Annotated in this window: 15 protein-coding genes; 5 read left to right on the top strand and 10 right to left on the bottom strand. The window is 66.6% G+C overall.

What is annotated here, in order from left to right; all coding sequences use genetic code 11:
• The first annotated feature begins 213 nt into the window (after positions 1-213).
• Positions 214-2,757 (top strand): excinuclease ABC subunit UvrA, encoded by a 2,544-nt coding sequence (locus FFY45_RS03540; RefSeq protein WP_176339439.1) that lies wholly within the window; start codon positions 214-216, stop codon positions 2,755-2,757.
• A gap of 505 nt (positions 2,758-3,262) precedes the next feature.
• Here FFY45_RS03540 and FFY45_RS03535 read toward each other — a convergent pair.
• The 7 genes from FFY45_RS03535 to FFY45_RS03505 form a co-directional block, all read right to left on the bottom strand.
• Positions 3,263-5,548 carry a glycoside hydrolase family 3 N-terminal domain-containing protein gene (locus tag FFY45_RS03535; protein WP_176339438.1) on the bottom strand — a complete coding sequence of 762 codons (2,286 nt, stop codon included), beginning with the start codon at positions 5,546-5,548 and terminating at the stop codon, positions 3,263-3,265.
• A 107-nt stretch (positions 5,549-5,655) separates the two neighbouring features.
• Complete coding sequence (locus tag FFY45_RS03530) at positions 5,656-5,808, bottom strand: hypothetical protein (RefSeq protein WP_255171868.1); 153 nt, start codon at positions 5,806-5,808, stop codon at positions 5,656-5,658.
• Between the two features lie 160 nt (positions 5,809-5,968).
• Entirely contained in the window at positions 5,969-7,147 is a 1,179-nt protein-coding gene (locus tag FFY45_RS03525; RefSeq protein WP_439333506.1) for an SGNH/GDSL hydrolase family protein, read from the bottom strand.
• Between the two features lie 20 nt (positions 7,148-7,167).
• Positions 7,168-7,920 (bottom strand): SDR family NAD(P)-dependent oxidoreductase, encoded by a 753-nt coding sequence (locus FFY45_RS03520; RefSeq protein ID WP_023903049.1) that lies wholly within the window; start codon positions 7,918-7,920, stop codon positions 7,168-7,170.
• A 50-nt stretch (positions 7,921-7,970) separates the two neighbouring features.
• Positions 7,971-9,272, bottom strand: coding sequence for an MFS transporter (locus tag FFY45_RS03515; protein WP_176339437.1), 1,302 nt, complete (start codon positions 9,270-9,272; stop codon positions 7,971-7,973).
• Positions 9,269-11,512, bottom strand: a complete 2,244-nt coding sequence (locus FFY45_RS03510) for an oligoalginate lyase (RefSeq protein WP_176339436.1) — start codon at positions 11,510-11,512, stop codon at positions 9,269-9,271. Before FFY45_RS03510 ends, FFY45_RS03515 begins: the two co-directional genes overlap by 4 nt.
• Positions 11,509-13,701: a polysaccharide lyase 6 family protein gene (locus FFY45_RS03505; RefSeq protein ID WP_255171851.1), complete on the bottom strand. Its 2,193-nt coding sequence runs from the start codon at positions 13,699-13,701 to the stop codon at positions 11,509-11,511. The genes FFY45_RS03510 and FFY45_RS03505 overlap by 4 nt, the downstream gene beginning before the upstream one ends.
• Before the next feature lie 313 nt (positions 13,702-14,014).
• Here FFY45_RS03505 and FFY45_RS03500 point away from each other — a divergent pair, with 313 nt between their 5' ends.
• Both FFY45_RS03500 and FFY45_RS03495 read left to right on the top strand, forming a co-directional pair.
• Complete coding sequence (locus FFY45_RS03500; RefSeq protein ID WP_217902440.1) at positions 14,015-16,846, top strand: TonB-dependent receptor; 2,832 nt, start codon at positions 14,015-14,017, stop codon at positions 16,844-16,846.
• Positions 16,847-16,930: 84 nt separating this feature from the next.
• Positions 16,931-17,674 carry a FadR/GntR family transcriptional regulator gene (locus tag FFY45_RS03495; RefSeq protein ID WP_023903054.1) on the top strand — a complete coding sequence of 248 codons (744 nt, stop codon included), beginning with the start codon at positions 16,931-16,933 and terminating at the stop codon, positions 17,672-17,674.
• Positions 17,675-17,934: 260 nt separating this feature from the next.
• Here FFY45_RS03495 and FFY45_RS03490 read toward each other — a convergent pair whose 3' ends face one another.
• From FFY45_RS03490 to FFY45_RS03480, 3 genes are read right to left on the bottom strand one after another with little or no spacing between them, the layout of a single operon-like run.
• On the bottom strand, positions 17,935-20,232 hold the full coding sequence (locus tag FFY45_RS03490) for a xanthine dehydrogenase family protein molybdopterin-binding subunit (protein WP_176339434.1): 2,298 nt from the start codon (positions 20,230-20,232) through the stop codon (positions 17,935-17,937).
• Positions 20,229-21,314, bottom strand: a complete 1,086-nt coding sequence (locus FFY45_RS03485) for an FAD binding domain-containing protein (protein WP_176339433.1) — start codon at positions 21,312-21,314, stop codon at positions 20,229-20,231. Before FFY45_RS03485 ends, FFY45_RS03490 begins: the two co-directional genes overlap by 4 nt.
• Entirely contained in the window at positions 21,287-21,865 is a 579-nt protein-coding gene (locus FFY45_RS03480) for a (2Fe-2S)-binding protein (protein ID WP_104550519.1), read from the bottom strand. The genes FFY45_RS03485 and FFY45_RS03480 overlap by 28 nt, the downstream gene beginning before the upstream one ends.
• Before the next feature lie 292 nt (positions 21,866-22,157).
• On the opposite strand from FFY45_RS03480, the gene FFY45_RS03475 reads away from it, so the two are divergent.
• Together FFY45_RS03475 and FFY45_RS03470 are read left to right on the top strand one after the other, a co-directional pair.
• The gene (locus tag FFY45_RS03475) at positions 22,158-22,682 is read left to right on the top strand and encodes an RNA polymerase sigma factor (protein ID WP_176339432.1); all 525 of its coding nucleotides are present in this window, start codon (positions 22,158-22,160) and stop codon (positions 22,680-22,682) included.
• Complete coding sequence (locus FFY45_RS03470; protein WP_176339431.1) at positions 22,679-23,764, top strand: FecR family protein; 1,086 nt, start codon at positions 22,679-22,681, stop codon at positions 23,762-23,764. The genes FFY45_RS03475 and FFY45_RS03470 overlap by 4 nt, the downstream gene beginning before the upstream one ends.
• Positions 23,765-23,868: the final 104 nt, after the last annotated feature.

The following is a 23,868-nucleotide window of genomic DNA, read 5'->3' as shown; positions in this document are numbered from 1 at the left end:
CGGGACCGTGTGGCGGCATGGATGCCGCCACCGAGCCTACATGGATGTACTTGCGGCGTGTCCTGCGAGCGGTGAGGGCACCGCGCCTTCGACTAACCAGGCTTTTGATCCAAGCATCTGACTGCATCTAAACGACGCTACGATGCGACGACGACATCGGCTGCATGCGCGCCGCGCTAGGCTAGTGCGTTGTCGAACGTCGGTCTGGTGGTCATGTCCAACGCAATCTCGTCGTCCTCTGGCCTGGTGCGTGTGCGCGGTGCGCGCGAGCACAACCTCAAGAACGTGGACGTGGACATCCCGCGCGATGCGCTGGTGGTGTTCACCGGAGTGTCCGGCTCGGGCAAGTCGTCGCTGGCGTTCGGCACCATTTTTGCCGAGGCGCAACGTCGCTATCTGGATTCGATTTCGCCATATGCGCGGCGCCTGATCGACCAGGTCGGTGTACCGGAAGTGGATTCCATCGAAGGCCTGCCGCCGGCAGTGGCCTTGCAGCAGGCGCGCGGCGCACCGAGTGCGCGCTCGTCGGTGGGCAGCGTCACCACCATCTCCAATTCCTTGCGCATGCTGTATTCGCGTGCAGGCAACTATCCGCCGGGGCAGGAGATCATCTATGCGGACGGGTTTTCGCCCAATACCCCCGCCGGTGCGTGCCCCACCTGTCACGGCCTGGGGCGCATCTACGACGCCACCGAAGCGACGATGGTGCTGGATCGCACACTGAGCATCCGTGATCGCGCAGTGGCCGCCTGGCCCGGTGCCTGGCATGGGCAGAACCAGCGCGACATCCTCACCACGCTCGGCCACGACGTCGACGTGCCGTGGCACACGCTGCCGAAGAAAACCCGCGACTGGATTCTCTACACCGACGAACAGCCGGTGGTGCCGGTGTATGCCGGCTACAGCCTGGACGAGGTCAAGCGCGCGCTGCGCCGCAAGGAAGAACCCAGTTACATGGGCACCTTCACCAGTGCGCGGCGCTATGTGCTGCACACCTTTGCCACCACCCAGAGCGCGCAGATGAAAAAGCGCGTGGCGCAGTATCTGATCAGCACGCAGTGCTCGCAGTGCGATGGCAAGCGGCTACGGCGCGAGGCGTTGTCGGTGACGTTTGCCGGGCTGGATATCGGCGAGTTGTCGCGGCGGCCATTGGATGAAGTGGCGCAGTTGTTGCGCCCGGCTGCCGAGGGCGATGCTGGCAAGCGCAAGCGCAGTAACACACGTACGCAAGCCGACACGCATCCCGAGCAAGCGATTGCCGCGCAACGCATCGCTGCCGATCTACGCGCGCGGATCGCCGTGGTGCAGGCACTGGGCCTGGGCTATCTCAGCCTGGAGCGCAGCACGCCCACGTTGTCGCCGGGCGAGCTGCAACGCCTGCGGCTGGCTACGCAGATCCGCTCGCAATTGTTCGGCGTGGTGTATGTGATGGACGAACCCTCGGCCGGCTTGCATCCGGCCGATGCGCAGGCATTGCTGGGTGCGTTGGATCAGCTCAAGGCTGCCGGCAATTCGGTGTTCGTGGTGGAACACGAGGTGGACGTGATCCGCCATGCGGACTGGATCGTGGATGTGGGCCCGGCTGCCGGCGTGCATGGCGGGCAGGTGCTCTACAGCGGCCCGCCTGCGGGATTGGAACAGGTGGACGCCTCGTCCACGCGGCGCTATCTGTTCGGCACGCCGCCGCAGGTGCACAGCCATGCACGCACAGCCACCGGGTGGCTGCAGTTGCGCGGCATCACCCGCAACAATGTGCGCGCACTGGATGTGGACTTGCCGCTGGGCGTGTTCACCACCGTCACCGGCGTGTCCGGCTCGGGCAAGTCGTCGTTGGTGAGCCAGGCGCTGGTGGAATTGCTGGCCGCCCATCTTGGGCAAACGCAGGCAGAGGAAGACGAGGCGCTGGATCCGCTGGAGCGTGGCACGCAGGTGCCGCTGGGTGGTGCGATCGTTGGTGGGCTCGAACAGGTGCGTCGCTTGGTGCGTGTCGACCAGAAACCGATCGGCCGCACACCGCGTTCGAATCTGGCCACCTACACCGGCCTGTTCGATCCGGTACGCAAGCTATTCGCCGCCACCCCGGCCGCGCGTCGTCGCCGTTACGACCCGGGGCAGTTTTCGTTCAATGTCGCCAAGGGCCGCTGCGCCACCTGCGAAGGCGAAGGCTCGGTGCACGTGGAATTGCTGTTCATGCCCAGCGTCTACGCACCGTGCCCCACCTGCCATGGCGCGCGCTACAACGCCAAGACCCTGGAAATCGAACTGCGTGGTCACAGCATCGCGCAGGTGTTGGAAATGACGGTGGACCAAGCCGCCACATTCTTTGCCGAAGACGCCAGCGTGCTGCGTCCGTTGCAGGTGTTGCGCGAAGTAGGGCTGGGCTATCTGCGGCTCGGCCAGCCGGCCACCGAACTCTCCGGTGGCGAGGCGCAGCGCATCAAGCTGGCCACCGAACTGCAACGCGCGCAGCGGCGCGACACTGTCTATGTGCTGGACGAGCCGACCACCGGCCTGCATCCGGCCGATGTGGACACCTTGATGCGCCAGCTGCAAGGCCTGGTGGCGGCGGGCAATACGGTGATCGTGGTCGAACACGATATGCGCGTGGCCGCAAGCAGCGATTGGGTGCTGGACATGGGGCCAGGCGCCGGTGGTGCGGGCGGTAATGTGGTGGTGGCGGGTACACCTGATGTGGTTGCGCGGCATCGTGAAAGTCGGACCGCGCCGTTCCTGGCGCAAGTGTTGCGCGGGGAATAAAAGGATCTAACAAACCCTCTCGAACGCTATAGCGATGGCGGCAACGTGTCGGCCATACGCGCCTTCGTCGACCACTGGAGTGATCTCTGGAATGGGCCGTGAAATAGCTCGGATCGAAGGAACTGATCAGACCGCACCGCATCGCACGGCCGCGCAACACGCACTGCTCGCAACCCTGCACACCGACCATCTCCACTGGCCCTTGCCCGCCCACCCTCGCGGGACCTTACGCGGCATGGATGCCGCGTAAGAGCCTACACGGACGTACTTGCGGCGTGTCCCGCGAGGGTGGGCGGGCAAGGGCCCCGCAGCCAAGCCGCAGATCATCCGCTCCAAACCGACGCATCCGTACCGTTCAATGACCTCTCAAGACCACCGAGAGCGTGAGCCTCAACGCAATGTGATATTCCAAAGCGAGCTGCTAGAAGGCGCGATGCCCTCACCACGAGCGGGACACGCCGTACATCCATCCCCTGAGCTGAGCCACTCCGGTTGCGGCTAGCGCTCAGCCCATCAATTCAAAACGCGCAGACACGCCTGCCGCTTCCGCAGAAGGCGCCACCCACACATCGAACACGCCGGGCTCCACGGTTGGCTGCAATGCCTGGCCGATAAACAACAGATCCTCACGGCGCAGCACGAACTCCACCGCCACGCTGCCGCCTGCCGGCACTGCAAGCTTGCGAAAATCCTTCAGCTCGCGCACCGGGCGGGTGACGCTGGCGCTGCAGTCGCGGATGTAGAGCTGCGCCACTTCTTCCGCATCGCGCGTGCCGCGGTTGTGGATGTGCGCGCTGATGCGCAGGCTGCCGGTCGCCGTCATCCGCGTATCGCTCAAGCGCAGCTCGCCGTACTCGATGCGGCCATAGGTCAACCCGTGGCCGAAGGGGAACAGTGCGGTGTTGGGCACCGTTCGGTAGTGCGTTTTGTACGGCTCCAGGACATCCGGCTGCGGGTTGGGGCGGCCGCTGGAGGTGTGTGCGTAGAAGTAGGGCACCTGGCCTGCCGCGTGCGGAAAACTCACCGGCAAGCGGCCCGATGGCGCACGTGTGCCAAACAGGATGTCGGCCACCGCAGCGCTCGCCTCCGAACCCAGGAACCAGCTAACCAGGATCGACGCGCATGCGAGCACCGGCCCCTCCAGCGCGAGTGCACGGCCGGTGCTCAGCAGCACCACGACCGGCGTGCCGGTGGCGATCACGGCTGCCAGCAATTGCTGCTGTACCTCGGGAATGCTGATCTCGGTGCGCGACTGCGCCTCGCCCGAATAGCTCAGCGGCTCACCGATTGCCAACAGCGCCACATCGGCATTGCCAGCGGCTGCCACTGCCGCCTGCACGCCGCCCGGCAGCGCTTGATCGAAGCCGCAACCGTCCTCCACGCGCAGTGCATCGGGGTCGTCCAGCGCGCCCGACAGTGCAGCGGCCAGCGTGTTGCGGTTGTCCTCTTCATCGAACAGGCTCCACGGCCCGGCGTGATTGAGCCAGTCGCGCGCCATTGGCCCGATCAGCGCAATGCGCTGGCCGCTGCGTCGCAATGGCAACAGCTCGCCGTCGTTCTTCAGCAACACCACCGATTTGCATGCGGCTTCGCGCGCCAACGCCAGGGTCTCGGCGCGGCGCTGACGCGACTGCGCGAGCCTGGGCCGGATGCGCCGGAACGGATCGTCGAACAGCCCCAACGCCGCCTTGAACGTCAGTACGCGGCGCACCGAGGCATCCAGCCGTGCCATCGGCACCTCGCCTGCGGCAACCAGGGCAGGCAGGTAGCGCAGATACAGGCCGCTTTCCATGCTGATGTCCACCCCGGCCATGAAGGCCAGCCTGGCCGCCTCGCGGTCGTCGGCTGCAACGCCGTGCGCAACCAGTTCCTGGTCGGCGCTGAAGTCGGACACGACCAAGCCCGGGTAGTCCCACTGCTGCCGCAGCACGCCATCCAGCAACCACGCGTTGGCCGTTGCCGGAATGCCCGACAGTTCGTTGAATGCGGCCATGGTCGTGACCGCGCCTGCAGCGAAGGCGGCCTGAAACGGCGGGAAATAGACCTCGCGCAGCGTCCGCTCGGAGACATCCACGCGGTTGTAATCCAGCCCTCCTTCGGCCGCGCCGTAGGCGGCGAAATGCTTGGGACAGGCTGCCATCGCATCGGGATTCGCCAACCCCGCATCGCCCTGAAAGCCGCGCACCCGCGCCTGTGCGAACAGCCGCGCCAGCAGCACGTCTTCGCCAGCGCCCTCGACACCACGGCCCCAGCGTGCATCGCGGGCGATGTCCACCATCGGCGCGAAGGTCCAGTCCAGACCCACCGCACTGGCCTCCATGGCCGCTGCGCGCGCCGTGCGCCGTGCCAGGTCTGGCTCGAAGCTGGCCGCTTCGGCCAACGGCACCGGGAAGACGGTGGTGTAGCCATGGATCACATCGGCGGCGAACAGCAACGGAATGCGCAGCCGGCTTTGCAGCGCTGCCTTCTGCAGTTGCTGGTGCCAGCGCACGTTGGAGCCATTGAAGACCCCGGTCAGCCGCCCGGCGCGGGCCGCAGCCAGCTGATCGTCCCCATCGGCAGAGCGTGCAAGCGGGTTGGCGACGATCGCCTTGCCATCCTGCTGCGCCGAGCTGAACAGGCTGAGCTGGCCGGCTTTTTCTTCCACGCTCATGCGCGCGATCAGCGCGTCGATGAAAGCAGGCGCGCGCGCCGATCCGGGCGGCAGCGCCCAGCCGGCGGGAATGCGCGCGAGCAAGCCTAGCGCGGCTGCGCCACCCAGCAGTTGACGCCGCGTCGTGCGTGGAGACATGTGAGGATTCTTGGGTGGCAGTGTGTGCACGCTACAGGATGGGCGACGCAGGTAACCACACTGCTTTCGCTTTCCGCGCGGTGACAACGCAGAGGCCTGCAGATCGATCACGAACCGGTCATGCACCTCGTTGCGCGTGCGAACGTGATGCCCGGATGGCCAAGCCCGCCGATGCCGACCACGCTCACGATGTGGCCGGGGCCGATGCCGTAGCAATGCAGCGGCGCGAAGGTGGTGATGCCGGTTGATCGCAACATCATTGCGGCGCACTGCGCGCCGCGCGGCGCTCGAACTGCCACGGCGGCATAGAGCCTTCGTTGACGGCTCGCCAGCTGGTGCGCCACGCTTTGCGCGGTACCTCTCCGCATCACCGTGGCAGCCAGCCTGGTGCATGCGCGCCACCGCGTGGCGACCGGATGCTCAGCGGGCCTTGCAGAACAACGACAGGTCCACCGACGCGGCCATGCGTTGATAACCGGCGTCGTTGGGATGCAGGAAATCGCGGGTCAGCGCGGCGGGCAGCCACTCCGGCATGGCGGGGTCGCGCAGCGCGGCGTCGAAGTCGATCACCGCATCGAATGCCTGCCCATCGCGGATGAAACCGTTGAGCGTCTGGCGTGTGGCCGCCGCCACCGGCTCGTAGCGATCGGAGTTGCCGAACGGCGTCAGCGTGGCGCCGATCACGGCGATGCCGTGTTGCTGCAGCCGGGTCACGATCTGGCGATACCCCAGCACCATGTCGGCGGCATTGCGGCCGGGAATTGCATCCGGCGGACCGCTGTGGCGGATGTCGTTGATGCCTTCGAACAGGATCACCTGGTCCACGCCGGGCAGCGCCAGTACGTCGCGATCCAGCCGCGCCAGCGCGCTGGGGCTGCGGCCGTCGTCGAGCAGCTTGTTCCCGCTGATGCCGGCATTGAGCACCACCACGCTGCCGGGGCAACGCTGCTCCAACCGCCTGGCCAGCAGGGCCGGCCAATCGGCATTGGCGCCGCGCGTGGCGGTGGCGCCTTCGGTGATCGAATCGCCCAGCGCCACCACCACGGTCTGGCGGGGATGCGGCGGTTGGACGTAAAGGGCGGAGATGACGTTCTGGCGATACGCCAATGCCTTGCTGTCCGGCACCTCGGCCTGGCCCTTGACCACCCGCAGTGCCGTACGGCGTACCGCCGGACGCGCCGGCGTGGGGAAATACAGGCTGACCGCCACCTCGCCCAATGCCGGTGCGCGCAACGGCACCGGGTCGCTGAGCAGCACGCCACCGGGCGGCACGGTCACGCTGGCGCGTCCATCGAAGCGCAGCGGTTGCGCGTCCCCCGCGCCGCCGAGCAGGCGCGCCGTGCCCGCACCGATCGTCAGCGGTGCGGTGCCCAGCTCGTTGCTGATGCGCACGCGCAAGGCCACTGCCGCACTGCCCAGGCGCATGTCCTGGCGCACCGTTTCATCGGTAAATTGCAGCGGCGTCTCGGCGCCGCCGTCGAGCCGGTCCGGCGTCGCCGAGGCGATCCAGGCCGGCACCCAGCGTGGTGCCGGGTGCGCCGTGGCCGGGCCCGCCAGCAAGACGCCCAGTGTCGCAGTCATCATCCATCGCCAGGCCATGCGCAAGACTCCGTTGTCGATCAGGAAAAGAACACGCCGCCGTTGACGTCCAGGTTGGCGCCATTGATGAAGCTGGCCGCATCCGATGCCAGGTACAGCGCCGCATCGGCGGCTTCGTCGGGGCGGCCTTCGCGCCGTAGCGGGGTGGCATTGGCGACGAAGGCCCGCACTTCCGGCTTGGTGAAGTCGTCGTGGAAGCGGGTGGAGATCATGCCGCAGCACAGTGCGTTGACGCGGATGCCGCGCGGGCCCAGTTCCTTGGCCATCGCGCGCGAGAACGTCATCACCGCCGCCTTGGCGGTGGCGTAGATGGCCGCGCCCGGTCCGCCGCCATCGCGCCCGGCAAGCGAGGCGAAATTGACGATCGCGCCGCCCTCGCGCATATGCGGCGCCACTGCCTGGGTGGTCAGGTAGACCGATTTGAGGTTGAGGTCCATCACCTGATGGAAGAAGGCTTCGTCGATGTCGGCCAGTGGCTTGCGCGCCAGCATGCCGCCGGCCACGTTGATCAGCACATCGATGTGCTGGCCGAATGCGGTGCGCGTGGCGGTCAGCAGGCCGGCCACGGCGGTGGCGTCGGTGACGTCGGCGCGGTGCAGGATGCCCTGGCCGCCGGCGGCCTGCAGCTGCGCCAGCGTGTCGCGCGCGCTGGCGTCGTCGTTGGCGTAGTTGATGCAGACCTTGGCACCGGCCGCAGCCAGCTTGAGCGAGATGGCGCGGCCGATATCGCGGCCACCGCCGGTGACGATGGCGACCTTGTCGTGGAATTGCATGCGGGTGTGTCCTGTTGGTGTGGGGAAAGCGGAGTAGGCAGCGGGCACGTTCAGGTGCCCGGCGCGTCGAGTCGGTGGATGCGGCCGGTGACCAGCCACAGCGCGGCCAGCGAGGCCGGCACCAGCGCGGCGACCAGGATGAACATCGGTGCGTACGAGGTCGCGGTCATCACCGGGACCAGCCAGGTGGTGATCAAGGTGCCGGCCACCGCGGCCATGCCGCCGATGCCGGCCAGCGAGCCGACCGATTTGCCGGCGAACAGATCGCCGGGCAGGGTCTGGATATTGCCGATGGCGATCTGGAAGCCGAACAGCACCGCGGCAATCGTCAGCACCGCCATGCGCGGGTCGGCCGCCTGCACGGCGCCAAGCAGCGCCGGCGCCATGATCGCCCCGCCCAGGGTGATGGTCCATTTGCGCGCGCGGTCCACGCTCCAGCCGGCCGCGATCAGCCGCCCGGACAGCCAGCCGCCGCACAGGCTGCCCAGCATCGCGCCGACGAACGGCACCCAGGCGAACGCGCCGATCTGCTTGATGTCGAAGTGGAAGGTCTCGGCCAGGTAGATCGGCAGCCACGACACGAACAGCCACCAGATCGGATCCAGGAAGAACCGCGCCAGCACGATCCCCCAGCTTTGCCGGTGCGACATCAGCTGGCGCAGCGTGGGCAGGTAGGCCGGCGGCGGCGCGCTGCCGGCCTCGGGCGCATCCAGAATCAACGCACGCTCGGCCGCGTTGACCCAGGGATGCCGGTCCGGCCCGGCGCGGTAGATCACCAGCCACGGCAGCAACCACAGCATGCCCAGCACGCCGATCAGCACGAAGGTGCCCTTCCAGCCGAACGACAGGAACAGCAGCGCGATCAGCGGCGCCGAGACAATCGCGCCGATGGAGGCGCCGGCATTGAAGATGCCCTGCGCCAACGCACGCTCGCGCGCGGGAAACCATTCCGCATTGGCCTTGACCGCGCCCGGCCAGGCGCCAGCTTCGCTGATGCCCAGCAGTCCGCGCACCACTGAGAACGCCATGATGGAGTGGGTGACGGCATGCAGCGCGATGGAGAGTGACCACACCGCGATGGACAGGGCAAAGCCGAGCCGGGTGCCGATGATGTCGAACAGCCGCCCGAACACGAACTGCCCGGCGACATAGAACAGCATGAAGATGGTGACCAGCAACGCGTAGTCTTCCTTGGTGGCACCGATGTCGCGCGAGATCGCCGGCCACATCACCGCCAACGCGTTGCGGTCGATGTAGTTGATCACCGTGGCCACCGCGATCAGCGCCACGATCAGCCAGCGCACCGCCGAGCGCTTGCCCGTGGGGCGCGTGCGGGTGGAGGCGGTGCTCATTGCGCACCTGCAGTGCGATCGAAGCGCGCGTAGCCGCCGCGCCAGTTGTAGCGCTGCCCGGCGGCCTGCACCTGGTGGCTGCGTTGTGCATCGGCGTCGTCGGCCACCGCCAGCGCGATGCGCTGGCCGCCGACCAGGGTGAGCACGATCACCTCGGCATCGTCGCCGCGTACGCGCTCGATGGCGCGGATACGGCTATTGGCGCCGCGCACGTATTCGGCGGTGCCGTTGTATTCGCCATGCGGTTCCAGCACGCCGAAGAAGCTGACATTGGCCTGCCCATCGACACGCTGGATCAGCGCCGGTTCGCGGCGCAGGTTGAAGTTCGGGTCGTTGGCGCCGCTTTCCACCAGCAACGCACGCGAAGGCATGCTGCTACCGAAGCGGTAGCTGTAGAAACGGCCGGCGAGCAGCCAGCTCAGGCTGCGCGTGTCGGTGCTCGCGTCGCTGGAGGCGTCGACCCACAGATGCTGATAGCCGTTGGCCTTGCCCAGCACCGCACGTTGCGTCAGTGCGTGCTCTGCGGTGAAGCCGACCTGCATGATCTGCCCGTTGAAGTGCAGCGGCAGGTCGTAACGTGCCGGAGCGCTGGCGGTGACGCGCAGCAGGTCGACCACCACCGGCAGGCGCAGCTCCGGGTGCGACAGCAACGCCTGAGTGCGGGTGAAGGTGACCCCGTCGTAGGCCTGCTGCATGCGCGCCGACACGATCTGCGTGTCGGCAGTGCTGGCGAACAGCCGCTGCGTCGGGGCATGTTGCTCGCCCACTTTCCAGTCGCCGTTGAAGTGGCTGGTCTCGTTCACCACCAGCGTGTTGTGCGCAACGGTCTGCTTGGCCCAACTGCTGTTTTCCGGCAGATAGATGCCGCCGGCCTTGGCTTCCACATTCAAGAAACGCGCCGCGCCGTAGTCGGTGACCACGCGCTGGCCGTTGTCGTAGAACAGCCAGTGCAACTTGTCGAAATGGCCGTGGCCCATGCCTTGCGAGGTGTTCTTCATCACCAGCGCCTGGCCGTCGTCGCCACCGCTGCGCAGGATCGCCAGCGCGCCCTGGTCGCCCTGTGCGCCATCGCGCAGCAACACGCTGCCGAAGGCGAACGGTTGGGCGCGGTCCTGCGCGAGCGCGGTGGCCACGGCCAGGCCTTCGGGCGTGAGCAGCACGCGGCGCTGGCGTTGTGCGATGGACAGCAGCTGCGCGTCGTGGGTCTGTGCATAGGCGATGCCGATGCCGGCCACCAGTTCTTCGGTGTCCAGGCCCTTGTCGAGGATGGCGTCGTTGATCGGGAAGAAATAGCCGCCGTAGCTGCTCTGCACCAGGCTGTCCACGGCTTTGAGCAGCACGCCGTCGCGGCGCTGGAAGATGCGCTGCTGCGGCTGGTTGCGCGCGATCGCGTTGGCGAACAGCACGAACGGCGCCAACGCATAGCGTTGGTAATACGGGCCTTCGGCGTAGTAGCCGTCCGGCGAGAACAGCTGGTCCACCTGCGCCAGGAAGCCGGCCTTGCCATCGCGCTTGCTGCCGCGCAGTGCCTTGTCCACCAACGCCTGATCGCGCAGCACATAGCCGGTCATGCCGACTGCGGCCACCGCCCAGGTGGCGTGGTTGTGGATCTTGTCGAAGTTGTCGGCGCTTTCGTCGCACAGGAAGTGCGCCATGCGCGCGAACACATCGCGGTCGATGGTGGCGCGGTCCTGCGCGCTGAGCGTGTCGCGGATGGCGTCGTAGCCCTGGCTTGCGTAGACCAGCCACACCGAGTCGTTCAAGGACTGCCAGAACAGCCGCCCTGGCACCTGGCCGCGCCCGGCGGGGTGTGCGCCCAGCGTGGGATACAGGCGTGCGTAGGCCAGCAGCACGTCGCGCGCGTAGTCGGCATAGGCGCGATCGCCGGTGAGCCGGTACAGCGCGCCGGCGGCCTGGATGGCCTGGTAGTTGCGTTTGTGCTGCTCGTGGCTGGCGCCGCCGCCGGGATCTCTGGGCACCGGCACGTCCACGCCTGCCTTCATCGCCGCGCGCACGCTGGCTTCGGCGCGCGCCTGTTCGCGGGCGAACAGCGGCAGTTTGGCGCCATCGCTGGCCATGTCGCGCCATTGCTGGGCGCTCACCAGCACCGGCGCGGCATCGGTCGCGCGCTGTTGCGGCTGCGCCGCTTGCTCGGCCGCAGGTGACGGGGCGGCGCTGCAGGGCAGGGCGCTGCCGGCGCCGACCAGGACCAGCAGCAACAGGCGGGTGGAACGGGTCATAGCAGGGGCTCCGCTGCGTCGGCGCGCAACGCCGGGGTGCCGACGAACTGGTTGCCGCTGGCGATGAGATGGGGCGTGCCGGTGGTGCGCTGCGCCAGGATCGCGGCGCTGTCGAGGAAGCGGTTATTGCGCAACGCAATGCGCTGTACGCCGTGCAGGCGCAGCGACGCACCTGCGTCGAGGCCGACCTGCGTGAAGTGCGAGTCGCTCAGCTGCAGCACCGGGCCGAAGGTGCTTTCGTCGCGGCCACCGCGATACAGGTCCAGCACCGGCCCGGCGACGCGGTGGAACTGCGACTGCCGCACCGTCACCTGTTCGACGTTGTAGGTGCCACGGTCGTCGGTTTCGGCGCGCGCGGACAGCACCCGGCCGGAGACGTCTTCGACCAGCAGCCGGTCCAGCAGGATGTGGTCGGCCAGGCTGCCCTTGCCGAGTGCGATGACATCGAAGCCGGGGTGCGCGTCCAGATGATGCAAGTGCGTGTCGCGCAGCGTGAGCTGGTACTGCGCCACCGAGGTGCCGGGTTTGGTGCGGATCACCGCATTGCCCGGCCGCGCGGGCGCGGCGCGGCCGTCGATCTCGAGCCGGGCCAGGCTGAGCGAGCCGCCGGGTGCGATCTGGAACAGCGCCGGTTGCGAAAAGCGGATCCGTGCGCGGCCGCGTGGCGGGCCTTCCAGCGTCAGTGGGCGGCCTACGTCGAGGATGTCATCGACCTGGTAGCGGCCTGCGTCCAGTTGCAGGCGATCGCCGGGGCCGGCCTGCGCCACGGCGTCGGTCAGGCTGGCCGGACCCGGTCGCACGCGCGTGCGGCGGCCGCTGTCGGTCACCGCTTGCGGCGCCTGTTTGGGGTACCAGCTCACGCCCACCTGTGTGCGCGCGATGTAGCTCAACGCCGGGTCGGCGCCGACGCCCGTGGCGTTGTCGGCGACCAGCAAGCCGGTGCTGGCGCGGGTCATCGTCACCTGGCGGCTGTTGACGCCGCCGGGCAGGCGGGTGGAGGCCAGCGGGCTTTGCAGGTTGCTGGCAAACGCAATGCCGGAGAGATCGCCCAACACGCGCACCGGGTCGTTGGCGGCGACGATCAGGTTGCCGGCAAAGCGGCTGTTGATCGGCGCGGCGGTGCGCTCGGCATCCATGCCGGCGCCGAAGAACAGCTGGTTGACGCTGACGAAGGTGTTGCGCTCGATGCGCGCCTGGTCCACCTGCACGTAGCGGTTGGCGGGCGAGTTGGGCACCCCGTACATGATGCTCAGCGCCGACGAATAGCCGTCCCCGGCCAGGTTTTCCAGATAGTTGTGGCGCACGGTCTGCTTGCGGTTGATCACGCGGATGCCGCCGGTGTCGGCCTTGCCGTCGCCGAAGAACACGTTGCGCTCGACCAGGTTGCCATCGCCATGCCGCAGTACCAGCGCACCGCGCGATTGCTTGAATACATTGCCACGGTAGGTGTTGCCGCCGGACTTGTTGGAGACCACCTCCACCTCGCCGTCGCAGCCTTCGAACCAGTTGTTTTCCACCACCGAGTTGGAGGCGCTGTCGGCATCGCTGCTGGTGCCGATGCGTAGCGTCTCGCCGCCATTGGCGCCCAGGTTGGGGCGTGGCCCGAACCAGTTGTGGTCGATGCGATGGCGATTGTCCAGGCCCTGGGTGGCGTCGCGCACCACCACCAGGGTGGGGCCGGCATTGGTCTTGCCGACCAGCTGGTTGTGGTCGAAGCGGTTGTCGCTGTCGTACAGCGCCACCCAGTTGTCCGAATCGCTGCGGGTGGGCTTGCTGAAGCCGTCCACCACAACCCCAGTGATGCGGCTGTGGCGCGCGCGTTCCTTGCTAGAGATGCGGTACGACAGCACTGCATCGCCGGGGCTGTGGCCGTCGCGGAACACCAGGTTGGACACCACCAGGTAGGTGCCGGCCATGCGCAGGTCGGAGGTGCCGCTGATGATCACCTTGCCCGGCGTTTGCGCGGTGAGGGTGATCGGCTGCTCGGCAGTGCCTTGCCCGCGCAGCACGATGGCGAAATCCCGCCACTGCCCATCGGCCAGCACGATGCGATCACCGGCACGCAGCGCGGCCGCCGCCACGGCGTACTCGCTCTGGTCGTGCACCAGGTACGCAGTGGCCTGGGCCGAGCCGACCCAGGCGGGCGCGCACAGCAGCAACAGGCAGGCAAGGGAGACGGGGGATCGCATCGGGATGCTCCTGGACGCTGGCGCGTCGGTGATGGCCGAGGGTAACAGTGCAGACTGGATCGTCAACCAAAAGCGTAGTCCAGTTGCTCGCTATTGAAACGCGTGGAACGCTGGATGTCATGCTGCGTGCGCACAAAATATTTCGCGAAATTGGCCTAATCAGGTGGCTCGCTCGGTAAATCTAGGAAATGATTGACTTAGAGTTTATCCGCGTGGAATCTCCGCATTGCTCGATTTCGGGCATCCTTTGGGAGGAGGAATTGTGCGGTATTTAAAAATAGTCCAATCATCTAGACCAATTCGCCGTAACGTCTTGGCTCAGGCGCTGCTGGGCGCCCTTGCACTGGCGAGTGCACAAGCGGCCGCCCAGCAAACCGATGCTGCCCAAGCGCCGCCGCAGCAAGCACCCACCACGCTGGACCAGGTCAAGGTCACCGGCATCCGCAGCTCCATCCAGTCGTCCATCGACAGCAAGCGCGAGCAGACGGTGGTGGCCGACGTGCTGTCGGCCGAGGACATCGGCGATCTGCCGGCGCTGTCGATCGGCGAGGCGATCGAGACCATCACCGGTGCGGCCACGCACCGCGAAAAAGGCGGCGCCTCGGAGATTTCCATCCGTGGCCTGGGGCCGTTCCTGGGCTCGGCCACCTTCAACGGGCGCGAGGCCAGCAACGGCAGCGGCGACCGCTCGGTGAACTTCAACCAGTTCCCCTCCGAACTCATCAACACCGTGGCGATCTACAAGACCCAGCGCGCCGACTTCGTCGAAGGCGGCATCGCCGGCACGGTCAACATGCAGACCGTGCGGCCGCTGGAATTCGGCAAGCGCCGTGTGCAGCTGGACGGGCGGGCGACCTATGCCGATGGCGACAGCAAGTTGCGCGATGCCGATGGCGTGGGTTGGCGCGGCACCGTCAGCTACCTGGACCAGTTCGATCTGCGCGGGGCCGGCAAACTCGGGGTCTCGCTTGGCCTGCAGCGGCTGGAGGGCACCAACCCGGAAGAAGTGATGAGCAGCAGCTCCACCTGGACGGCCTGCAACGCCAATGAAGTGGTGGGCGCCAGCCGCAACTGCACCGCCGTAACCCCGGCGCAGGTGCGGGCGGGCACGCCGTATTATCTGGCGCCCGGCAGCCGCGTATACCGCCAGATCAGCGAACACGATCAACGCGACGCGGCCTTTGCCGCGCTGCAATGGCGGCCGTTCGACGGCCTGGATGTGGCACTGGATTACCAGGACTCGCAGCGCACCGTCACCGAAGACCGCGCCGAGCTCAATTTCTCCGAGACCTTGCGCAACCTCAACAACCGCCAGGTGGGCGACAACGGCGCCTTGCTCGGCCACACCGGCAGCAGCACGGTGGAGTCCTCCACCGACTACAAGGTGCGCGACGAGCAGTATCGCGGTGGCGGGCTACGCGTGGAATGGCGCCCGAACGCGGCCTGGATGCTGTCCACCGACCTGTCGTATTCGCGCACCGAGCGCAGCGAGATCGACCGCCTGATGCGGCTGCGCTCCAACGCCACCGACATCAACGGCAACCGCGTGCCCGGGATCAACGGGCAACGCGTGGACTACACCTATACCTATGCCGGCGATGTGCCGGGGATCGTCGTCAATCCTGCGTTCGACCTGAACAACCCGGACAATTTCAGCGCGGCCGCGCGCGCGCGCCGCGACGAGTTGCGCCGCGCGCACACCATCCGGGCCTGGCGTTTCGATGGCGCCTTCACCCCGGAAAGCGGGCTGCTCACCTCCATCAAGGGCGGCGTGCGCCTGTCCGAGGCGACCTACCGCGACCTGGACGACCGCGTCGAGCGCAATGTCACCGATGCGGCCACGATCCGCGCCGCCAACCTGGCCTGCCGGCAACCGTTTCCGCAGGAGGATTTCCTCTCCAGCGCCAGCGGCAACACCATCCAGCAGTGGGCCACCTTCGACAGCCGCTGCCTGTTCGGTGCCATCACCGGCGTGGAAGACACCGGCCGCAATGCCGACCCGCGCGGCACCGCCGACGCCGACGTGGAAGAAAAGACCCGCGCGCTGTATGTGATGGGCGAATTCGCCAGCACGCTGTTCGGGCTGCCGGTGGACGGCAACCTGGGCGTGCGCTGGGTGCGCACCGATGTGAGCTCGGTGGGATTGCGCGGCGAGCTGGACGTGGTCGACAACCCCGACGGCACCATCCAGCTGGTGGAAACCGGGCGCTTCGCCGCGCAGACGGTGCGCGCGTCCAACCGCGTGTTTCTGCCCAGCTTCAACGCCAACATCGGCCTCACCGAGCAGACCCAGCTGCGCTTCGGGCTGTACCGGGCCATGGCGCGCCCGGATCTGGTGGCGCTGTCTGCCGGGCGGACCTTCATCCTGGAACCGGGGACCGAATTCACTACCGTCGGCGAGGCGATCGGCAGCATCACCGCCACCGGCAACCCGCGCACGCGGCCGCTGTTGTCGTCCAATGCGGACGTGTCGCTGGAGTGGTATCCCAATGCCGACTCCCTGCTCAGCGCCGCGGTGTACTACAAGCAGTTCACCGGTGGCGCAGTGCCCACGGTGGTGGACGAGCGCTTCGTCATCGACGGCACGTCGGTGGTGGTGCCGGTGGTGCAGGACGTCACCACCCGGCAAAAAAGCGATCTCACCGGGCTGGAGCTGACCGGCACCCACCGCTTCTCCTACCTGCCGGCGCCGTTCGACGGCCTGGGCGTCAAGCTGAGCTACAACTACGCCGATTCCAACTATAAGACCCAGGATCTGCGCCTGGGCGACCAGGTCGATCCGGAAACCGGTCTGGTGAGCAGCGGCATCGTTGCGCCGGCCAATATCTTCGGCCTGTCGCGGCACGTGTTTTCCGGCCAGCTGTATTACGCCATCGGCGCGGTCGACCTGCAGGCCATCTACAAATACCGCTCCGAGTATTTCCAGAAGTTCGTCGGCGCCCCGGCGCAGAACCGTTACGTGCGCGGCAGCGGCACCCTGGACCTGCGTGCCAGCTACCGCTTCAATGCGCAGCTGTCGGTGTCTTTGGAGGCGTCCAACCTGACCAACGAGCCGCGCATCTCCGACATGCCGGTGCCCGGCAGCTTCCGTGAGTACAACACTTACGGGCGACGTTATTATTTGGGGGTGCGCTACCGGTTCTAGCGTCGCCCACCGGCACGGCTTCCGCCGCGCCACCTGTCCGGCATCTGCGTGCCGGGCCGATCACCTTGAGGGTTTGAGTCGCCGATGTCCGAAAACCGCCTGTACCACTCCGTTGCCGCCAAGATCCGCGCGCTGATCGACACGGGCGAATTCCCGGTCGGCTCGCGCCTGCCGGGCGAGCGCGAGTTGGCCGAGCGCTTCGGCGTCAGCCGCGTCACCGTGCGCGAGGCCGAGATCGCGCTGGAGGCGCAGGGCCGCATCGTGATCAAGATCGGCTCGGGCGTGTACGTCAAGCCACGCCTGGCCTCGGACGAGGGCGCGTTGCCGGATGTCAGCGCGTTCGAGCTGACCGCCGCGCGGGCGGTGATCGAGGCGGAGGCGGCCGCACTGGCCGCCAGCCACATCACCGATGCGGAGCTGGACGAATTGCGCGGCATGATCCAGGCGTTGTCCGCACCAGGGCTCAGCGATGCGGCCGCTGCCGAATACGACCGTGCATTCCACCTGGCGATCGCGCGCATCAGCGGCAACCCGGTGGTGGCGCACTGCGTGCAGTTGATCTGGCGCATGCGCAACGAATTGCCGCGCGTGCGCGAGGTGTACGCGCGGGTCTGCCACGACGACGGCGCCACTCGCGTGGACGAGCACACCGCCATCCTGCAGGCCCTGCAGCAACGCGACCCGGTGGCGGCGCGCACGGCCATGCGCAACCACTTCCAGCGCCTGTTCGAATCCATGCTGGAAGCGACCGAAAGCGATGCACTGGCGGAGATCCGCCGGCGCACCCAGCAGGACCGCGCGCACTTCATGGCGGCCACGCGCACCTAAGTGCATGTGATGGTTTGTTGGACGCGCTGCGTCGGCCGCTAGCGGCACAGGTTTCGTGCCGCTGCCGCTCGATCCTCCGAAAGACACATCTTCCAGTCAGCTAGACGCGCCGTCTGCGCTGGTTCGGCACCACGGACACGCGGCTGACCTGAGTGTTGCGACAGTGGTCGCCGCGGATGCTGCAGCGACAACACGCTGCAGCGTCCGCCCTCAGGCAGATCGCTCTACCTGATGGGGCGTAGGCACCTGCAGTGCAGGCCTCAGTCCGCCATCACCTTGTCTGGCGTCATAGGGGTACTGCGGATGCGTTTCCCGGTGGCATGGAAGATCGCATTGCAGATCGCAGCCGAAACGCCGACCAGGCCGATTTCGCCCACGCCCTTCGCGCCCAGGCTGCTGACGATGCGGTCGTCCTCGTCGGCGAAGATCACATCGATGTCGTGGATGTCGGCATTGGCCGAGACGTGATACATCGCAAAATCATGATTCATGAAACGGCCGAAACGGTGATCGGACTGAGTGTGCTCGTGCAATGCCTGGCCGATGCCCCAGACCACGCCGCCCACAATCTGGCTGCGCGCGGTGATCGGGTTGAGGATGCGCCCGGCTGCAATCGCACTGACCACGCGGGTGACGCGGACCGTGCCCAGCTCTTCATCCACCCGCACTTCCACAAACACCGCACCATGGGTGGCACGGGTGTACTTGCGTTGCTTGAGCACATTGGGCAGCAGCAGGAACTTGTCTTCGATCTGTTCCAGTTCTGCTGCACGCAACAATTCGGTCAAGGCAATGGTGGTGCCGGCATCGGCGCGCAATGCCAGCGTGCCATCGGCGAAGACCACCTCGTCCAGCTTGGCCTTGGTAAAGCGCGAATTCGGTAACGCCTGCGCCAGCCGCAGCAGCCGCGCGCGCAGTTTCCCGCACGCGCCATCCACCGCCGAACCCACGGTGGTCACATGCGACGAGCCGCCTTCGATCGGTGCGACCGGCAATGTGGAATCGCCGAGCTGGAAGGTGACCTGTTCCAGCGGCAAGCCCAGCGCTTCGGCGGCGATCATCGCCATCACCGTATAGGTGCCGGTGCCGATATCGCTGGCCGCACTGCTGACCACCAGCCGCCCATCGGCATGCAACACCGCGTGCGCGCGCGCAAACATCTGCATCGCATCCCATTGGCCGGTGGCCATGCCCCAGCCGACCCATTCATTGCCTTCCTTGCGTGCACGCGGTTGCAACGGGCGCTGCGCCCAACCGAAGCGCTCGGCACCTTGCTGGTAGCACGCGCGCAGTGCCTTGCTGGAAAAAGGCTTGTCGTCGGCCGGATTGACCTCGGCGTAATTCTTCAAGCGCAGCGCCAGCGGATCCATGCCGAGTTCATAGGACAACTCGTCCATCGCCACTTCCAGTGCATGCACGCCGTGTGCGGCGCCGGGTGCACGCATGTCCATCGGGCTGAACTGGTCCAGGCTCACCAGGTTGTAGCCCAGATGCACGTTGTCGCAGGCGTACAACTGCCCGCTCCAGTTGACCACCACCTCGACGTAATCCTCGATGCGTGAGGTTTCGGCAATGGCTTCGTGCCAGATCGCACGCAAGGTGCCGTCGCGGTCGGCGCCGAGCTTGAGCCGTTGCAATGTCTCCGGGCGATGGCCGAAGGTGAACATCTGTTGCCGCGTCAGCACCACGCGCACCGAGCGGTCCAGCAGGATCGAGGCCATCACCGCCAGCGGCAATTGATACTGCGGGCGCAACCCGGAGCCGAACGCACCGCCCACGTAGGGATTGCGCACGGTGACCTTGCGCTTGCTCAAACCGAACACATGCGAGACATACCAACGGCTGTTCTGCGAGCCCTGGGTCTTGTCGTAGATGGTGAAGTGGCCATCGTCCTCGCGGATCACGGTGGAGGCGAACAACTCCATCGGATTGTGGTGCTCCACGCCGCTGTAATAGTCGGCCTGGACCTGGACGGCGGCATTGACGAAAGCCGTCTCCGGCTCGCCCTTGTCCTTGGGCGGCGGCGAGAAACCGGCCTTCATGGCCTTGGGTTTGTGCGCACGGTCCAGATTGGTCATCAGGTTGGTTTCGTGCGGTTCCTGCAGCAGTTCCACTTCCACCAGGTGCGCCGCGTGGCGCGCGGCTTCGAAGGTGTCGGCCACCACTAGGGCAATCGGCTGGCCGCTGTACAGGATCTTGTTGTCGTACAAGGGGCGGAACGGCGAGCCGGCAGGTGCGGTCATGTCCTTGTAGAACAGATCCATCCCGCGCATGTGCGGGCGGTTTTCATGGGTGACGATCTCCAGCACGCCGGGCACTGCACGCGCGGCGGCGAGATGAAACGCCACGATCTCGCCCTTGGCGATGCTGCTGTTGACCACCACGCCATAGGCCAGATCCGCCACCGGCCATTCGGCGGCATAGCGCGCCTGGCCGGTGACTTTGGCGCGTCCATCGATGCGGGTGACGCCGGTGCCGGTGGGGCGATAGCCGGTGCCGCTGTCGGCAACCGGTGGGGTCAGGTCGCTGTTGGATAGATCGGTGCTGCGTGCGTTCATGGCGATTCCTCCAGCGCGCTGGTTCGCCCGCGGTTGTCGGTGGTGCCCTCGCGGGCGACGTCCAATGCACGCACGATCGCGCGGCGGGCCAGCGGCAATTTGAAGGCGTTTTCGCCTTGCGATTGCGCGCCTTGCAGCAACGCATCGGCCAGGCTGCCGAAACTCTCTGCCGTGGCCGGCTTGCCCACCAGCTGTGCTTCGGCCTCGGGATTGCGCCAGGGCTTGTGCGCCACGCCGCCCAGTGCAACGCGCACCTCGCGGATGCTGCCGTCTTCTGCCAACTCCAGCGCTGCGGCCACCGAGACCAGCGCGAAGGCATACGACAGGCGCTCGCGAATTTTCAGATAGGCACTGTGCGCGGCGAAGCGCTGCGCATCGGGCAGATCGATATGCACGATCAGCTCGTCCGGCGCCAGGGTGCTGTCCAGCTCCGGATGATCGCCCGGCAAACGATGGAACTGCGCAAAGGGAATATCGCGTTCGCCACAGGGGCCTTGCACATGCACGACTGCATCCAGCGCCGCCAATGCCGTGCACATATCCGAGGGATGCGTGGCGATGCAGTGCGCACTGGCGCCCAGGATGGCGTGATATTTGGTCAGCCCGCCGATGGCCGAGCATCCCGTGCCTGGCTCGCGCTTGTTGCACGGCGTGGCATGGTCGTAGAAGTACACGCAGCGCGTGCGCTGCAACAGGTTGCCGCCATTGCTGGCCATATTGCGGATCTGCGGCGAGGCACCGGCCAGAATCGCGGCGCTCAGCAAGGGGTAGCGTGTTTCCACCTCCGGGTGGTAAGCGGTGTCGGCATTGCGCGCAAGCGCGCCCAAGCGCAGTCCGCCATCGGGCTGCGTGCTGATGCTGTCCAGTGGCAGCCGGTTGATATCGACCAGGCGGCTGGGCCGCATCACTTGCAGCTTCATCAGATCGGTGAGATTGGTGCCGCCGGCGATCAGACGCACGGGGGCTTCGGCAGGCACCGGCTGTGGGTCCCCACGCACTGCAAGTGCAGTGAGCGCCGCATCGACGTTGTCCGGGCGCGTGTAGGTAAGCGGAATCATGCCGGCACCGTCCCTGGCGTCCACGGTGTGGTGGCGCTCTCGCTGCTGTCGCTGGGTTTGCCCAAGACCTCCATCACCGCATCGGTGATCTGCGGATAGGCACCGCAACGGCAGAGATTGCCGCTCATCAATTCGCGCACCTGATCGCGGTCGTGCGCCTTGCCTTCGTTGATCAGGCCGACAGCCGAACACAATTGCCCAGGCGTGCAATAGCCGCACTGGAAGGCATCGTTTTCGATGAATGCGCGCTGCAACGGATGCAGTTGTTCGCCATCGGCCAGGCCCTCGACCGTGGTGATGTCGGCCCCATCCTGCATGACCGCAAGCGTGAGGCAGCTATTGATGCGGCGACCATCCACCAGCACGGTGCACGCGCCGCACTGGCCGTGGTCGCAGCCTTTTTTGGTGCCGGTGAGATCGAGCCGGTCGCGTAACAGGTCGAGCAGGCTCACCCAGGCTTCGAGCTGTAATTGGTAGGGCTGACCGTTGATGCGCAGGTTGACCGGGTAGGTCGGCGCAGCAGTGGTAGCGGTGGCCGGCGCCAGATGAGTGGCAGTGGCGGGCGTGGCATTCATGCGAACCCCCGTGGCGATGGCTGAGAGGAGGACGCTTACCTTGATGCCTGCCTGGTCAAGGTGTGGTGTAGGTGGGTGATGCATCTTTCACACGTGCGCGATGTCGCAACATGCTTGCGCGTGCAGCGGGACGCGCTTGCTGCGCATGACGTCGCTTGTGTGGATGACACGCGTGTTGGAGCGGCGCGGCACGACGCTGCATGCGCGGGCGCACGCCATGCAACCGCGCGTCATCGTGGTGTCACCTGCATTGGCCAGGCTACTCGGCCCAGCGCAAGGGGAGCGCCCACTCATGAAAGCCAACGCCGCCCGCGCGTGGACGCAGGTGTTCACCCAGCATGGATCGGTGCTGCGTGGCTTTTTCGTGCGGCGTGGTGCCAAGGAAGAGGCCGAGGATCTGGTGCAGGAGACCTATCTACGCCTGTTGCGTGCGCATCAGGATCAGGGTGAGGCGATCGGCAATCCCGAGGCTTATCTGTATACGGTGGCGCTGAACTTGGCGCGCGAGCAGGCCGTGCGACGCAAACAGGCGCCGCTGCGCATCGAAGAGATGGAGCAGTTTTCGCAGCTGTTGGCCGCAGGCGACGATGTGGAAGACGCCGCGCACCGGCAGCAGCGCCAGCAACGCTTGCAGGCTTTGCTGGCAACATTGCCGGAGCGCACCTGTGCGGTCCTGGTGATGCAATACCGCGATGGGCTGAGCTACAAACAGATCGCCGAGCGCATGGGGGTATCTGCGCATATGGTCAAGAAACACGTGGTGCGCGGGTTGTCGGCGTGCAGACGGGCAGTGGCCGACAGCGGAGAAAGCTGGTGAGTAAGTCTGCAGTGCCAAACCGCAGCGCTGTCGCTGAGGCCGCGCATTGGCATGCGCTGCAACGCATGCAGGCGCTGGATGCGGGGCAACAGGCCAGCTTTCTGCAATGGCTGACGGTATCGCCGCTGCACGTGCGCGAATACATGGCCGTGCTGCGCGTGTCTGGCGAACTGGGCGATGCGTTGCGCGGCATGGAACTGGACGTGGATGCTCTGCTCGACGCCGACCGGTGCAAGAGCACTGATGCAGTAGCACGTAACGTGATCGCGCTGCCGTTGCCGCCACGATTGACGCCGCAACATGCGGCCCAGTCGCGCCGCTCCGAAGCCCAACGCAGTGCGCACGTGCGCCGCTGGAGCATGGGGCTTGCCGCAGCACTCTGCGGGGTGGCAGTGCTGACTGGCTGGGCCTGGCCGCGCACGCAAACCTACACCACTGTGCACGCAGAGCAGCGCAGCGTGCAGTTGGCCGATCGCAGCGTGGTGCATCTGAATGCGCAAAGCAGCGTGCGCGCGATCATGACGCCGTGGAGCCGTCGCCTGCAGCTGTTGCGCGGCCAGGCCAGCTTTGTGGTCGCACCGGACCGGCGCCCCTTGCAAGTGCACGCAGGCCATCTGCGTGTGGAGGATATCGGCACCACCTTCGATATTGCCTTGTATCAACACCAGGCACGTATCGAGGTGGCCGAGGGCCGTGTACACGTGTGGCACGAACAGCGCGCTGGGCAACCGATGCTCGCCAATCTGGGGGCAGGGCAGAGCGCGCGTATCGACGATGCGACTGGCCGGGTCGAACTCGCCAGCGAAGAGGTGGCCACGATGCATGCCTGGCGGCAGCGGCGCATCGTGTTCCGCGACGCACCGCTAGCCACGGTGGCCGAAGACTTCAATCGGCTCAATCGCACGCGCTTGTTGATCGACGACGCTGCCGCCGGTGCATTGCGGCTCACCGGCAATCTGCGCGGCGACGATATCGCCTCGCTGCGCGCCTTCCTCGAGGGCCAGCCGAACCTGCGCGTGGTCAGCGCGCCGGGAGTTCTGCGTGTGCGCAGCCGGCCTGCGCAGGACACGCTTACGCGATAGCCGCGGTGCCAAGTGACGTATCGATGCGTGCATCGCCTGCGCGCGCTCAGCGCTCGCACCTCCCGCACGTGTCACAGAAAATTCATCAAAAAACGGTGCCCGAT

The sequence above is a fragment of the Xanthomonas hortorum genome, from assembly GCF_011305375.1.
Taxonomy (GTDB): Bacteria; Pseudomonadota; Gammaproteobacteria; order Xanthomonadales; family Xanthomonadaceae; genus Xanthomonas; species Xanthomonas hortorum_E.
The sequence above is the reverse complement of the archived record's forward strand: the minus strand, read 5'-3'. Positions and strand labels throughout refer to the sequence as shown.

Excerpts from the sequence above, each read along its gene's own strand:
- FFY45_RS03525 (WP_439333506.1), bottom strand. The coding sequence starts at position 7,147 with ATGGCCTGGCGATGGATGATGACTGCGACACTGGGCGTCTTGCTGGCG.
- FFY45_RS03530 (WP_255171868.1), bottom strand. The coding sequence starts at position 5,808 with ATGATGTTGCGATCAACCGGCATCACCACCTTCGCGCCGCTGCATTGC.
- FFY45_RS03475 (WP_176339432.1), top strand. The coding sequence starts at position 22,158 with ATGAAAGCCAACGCCGCCCGCGCGTGGACGCAGGTGTTCACCCAGCAT.
- FFY45_RS03510 (WP_176339436.1), bottom strand. The coding sequence starts at position 11,512 with ATGACCCGTTCCACCCGCCTGTTGCTGCTGGTCCTGGTCGGCGCCGGC.
- FFY45_RS03540 (WP_176339439.1), top strand. The coding sequence starts at position 214 with ATGTCCAACGCAATCTCGTCGTCCTCTGGCCTGGTGCGTGTGCGCGGT.
- FFY45_RS03515 (WP_176339437.1), bottom strand. The coding sequence starts at position 9,272 with ATGAGCACCGCCTCCACCCGCACGCGCCCCACGGGCAAGCGCTCGGCG.
- FFY45_RS03480 (WP_104550519.1), bottom strand. The coding sequence starts at position 21,865 with ATGAATGCCACGCCCGCCACTGCCACTCATCTGGCGCCGGCCACCGCT.
- FFY45_RS03495 (WP_023903054.1), top strand. The coding sequence starts at position 16,931 with ATGTCCGAAAACCGCCTGTACCACTCCGTTGCCGCCAAGATCCGCGCG.
- FFY45_RS03505 (WP_255171851.1), bottom strand. The coding sequence starts at position 13,701 with ATGCGATCCCCCGTCTCCCTTGCCTGCCTGTTGCTGCTGTGCGCGCCC.
- FFY45_RS03490 (WP_176339434.1), bottom strand. The coding sequence starts at position 20,232 with ATGAACGCACGCAGCACCGATCTATCCAACAGCGACCTGACCCCACCG.
- FFY45_RS03520 (WP_023903049.1), bottom strand. The coding sequence starts at position 7,920 with ATGCAATTCCACGACAAGGTCGCCATCGTCACCGGCGGTGGCCGCGAT.
- FFY45_RS03535 (WP_176339438.1), bottom strand. The coding sequence starts at position 5,548 with ATGTCTCCACGCACGACGCGGCGTCAACTGCTGGGTGGCGCAGCCGCG.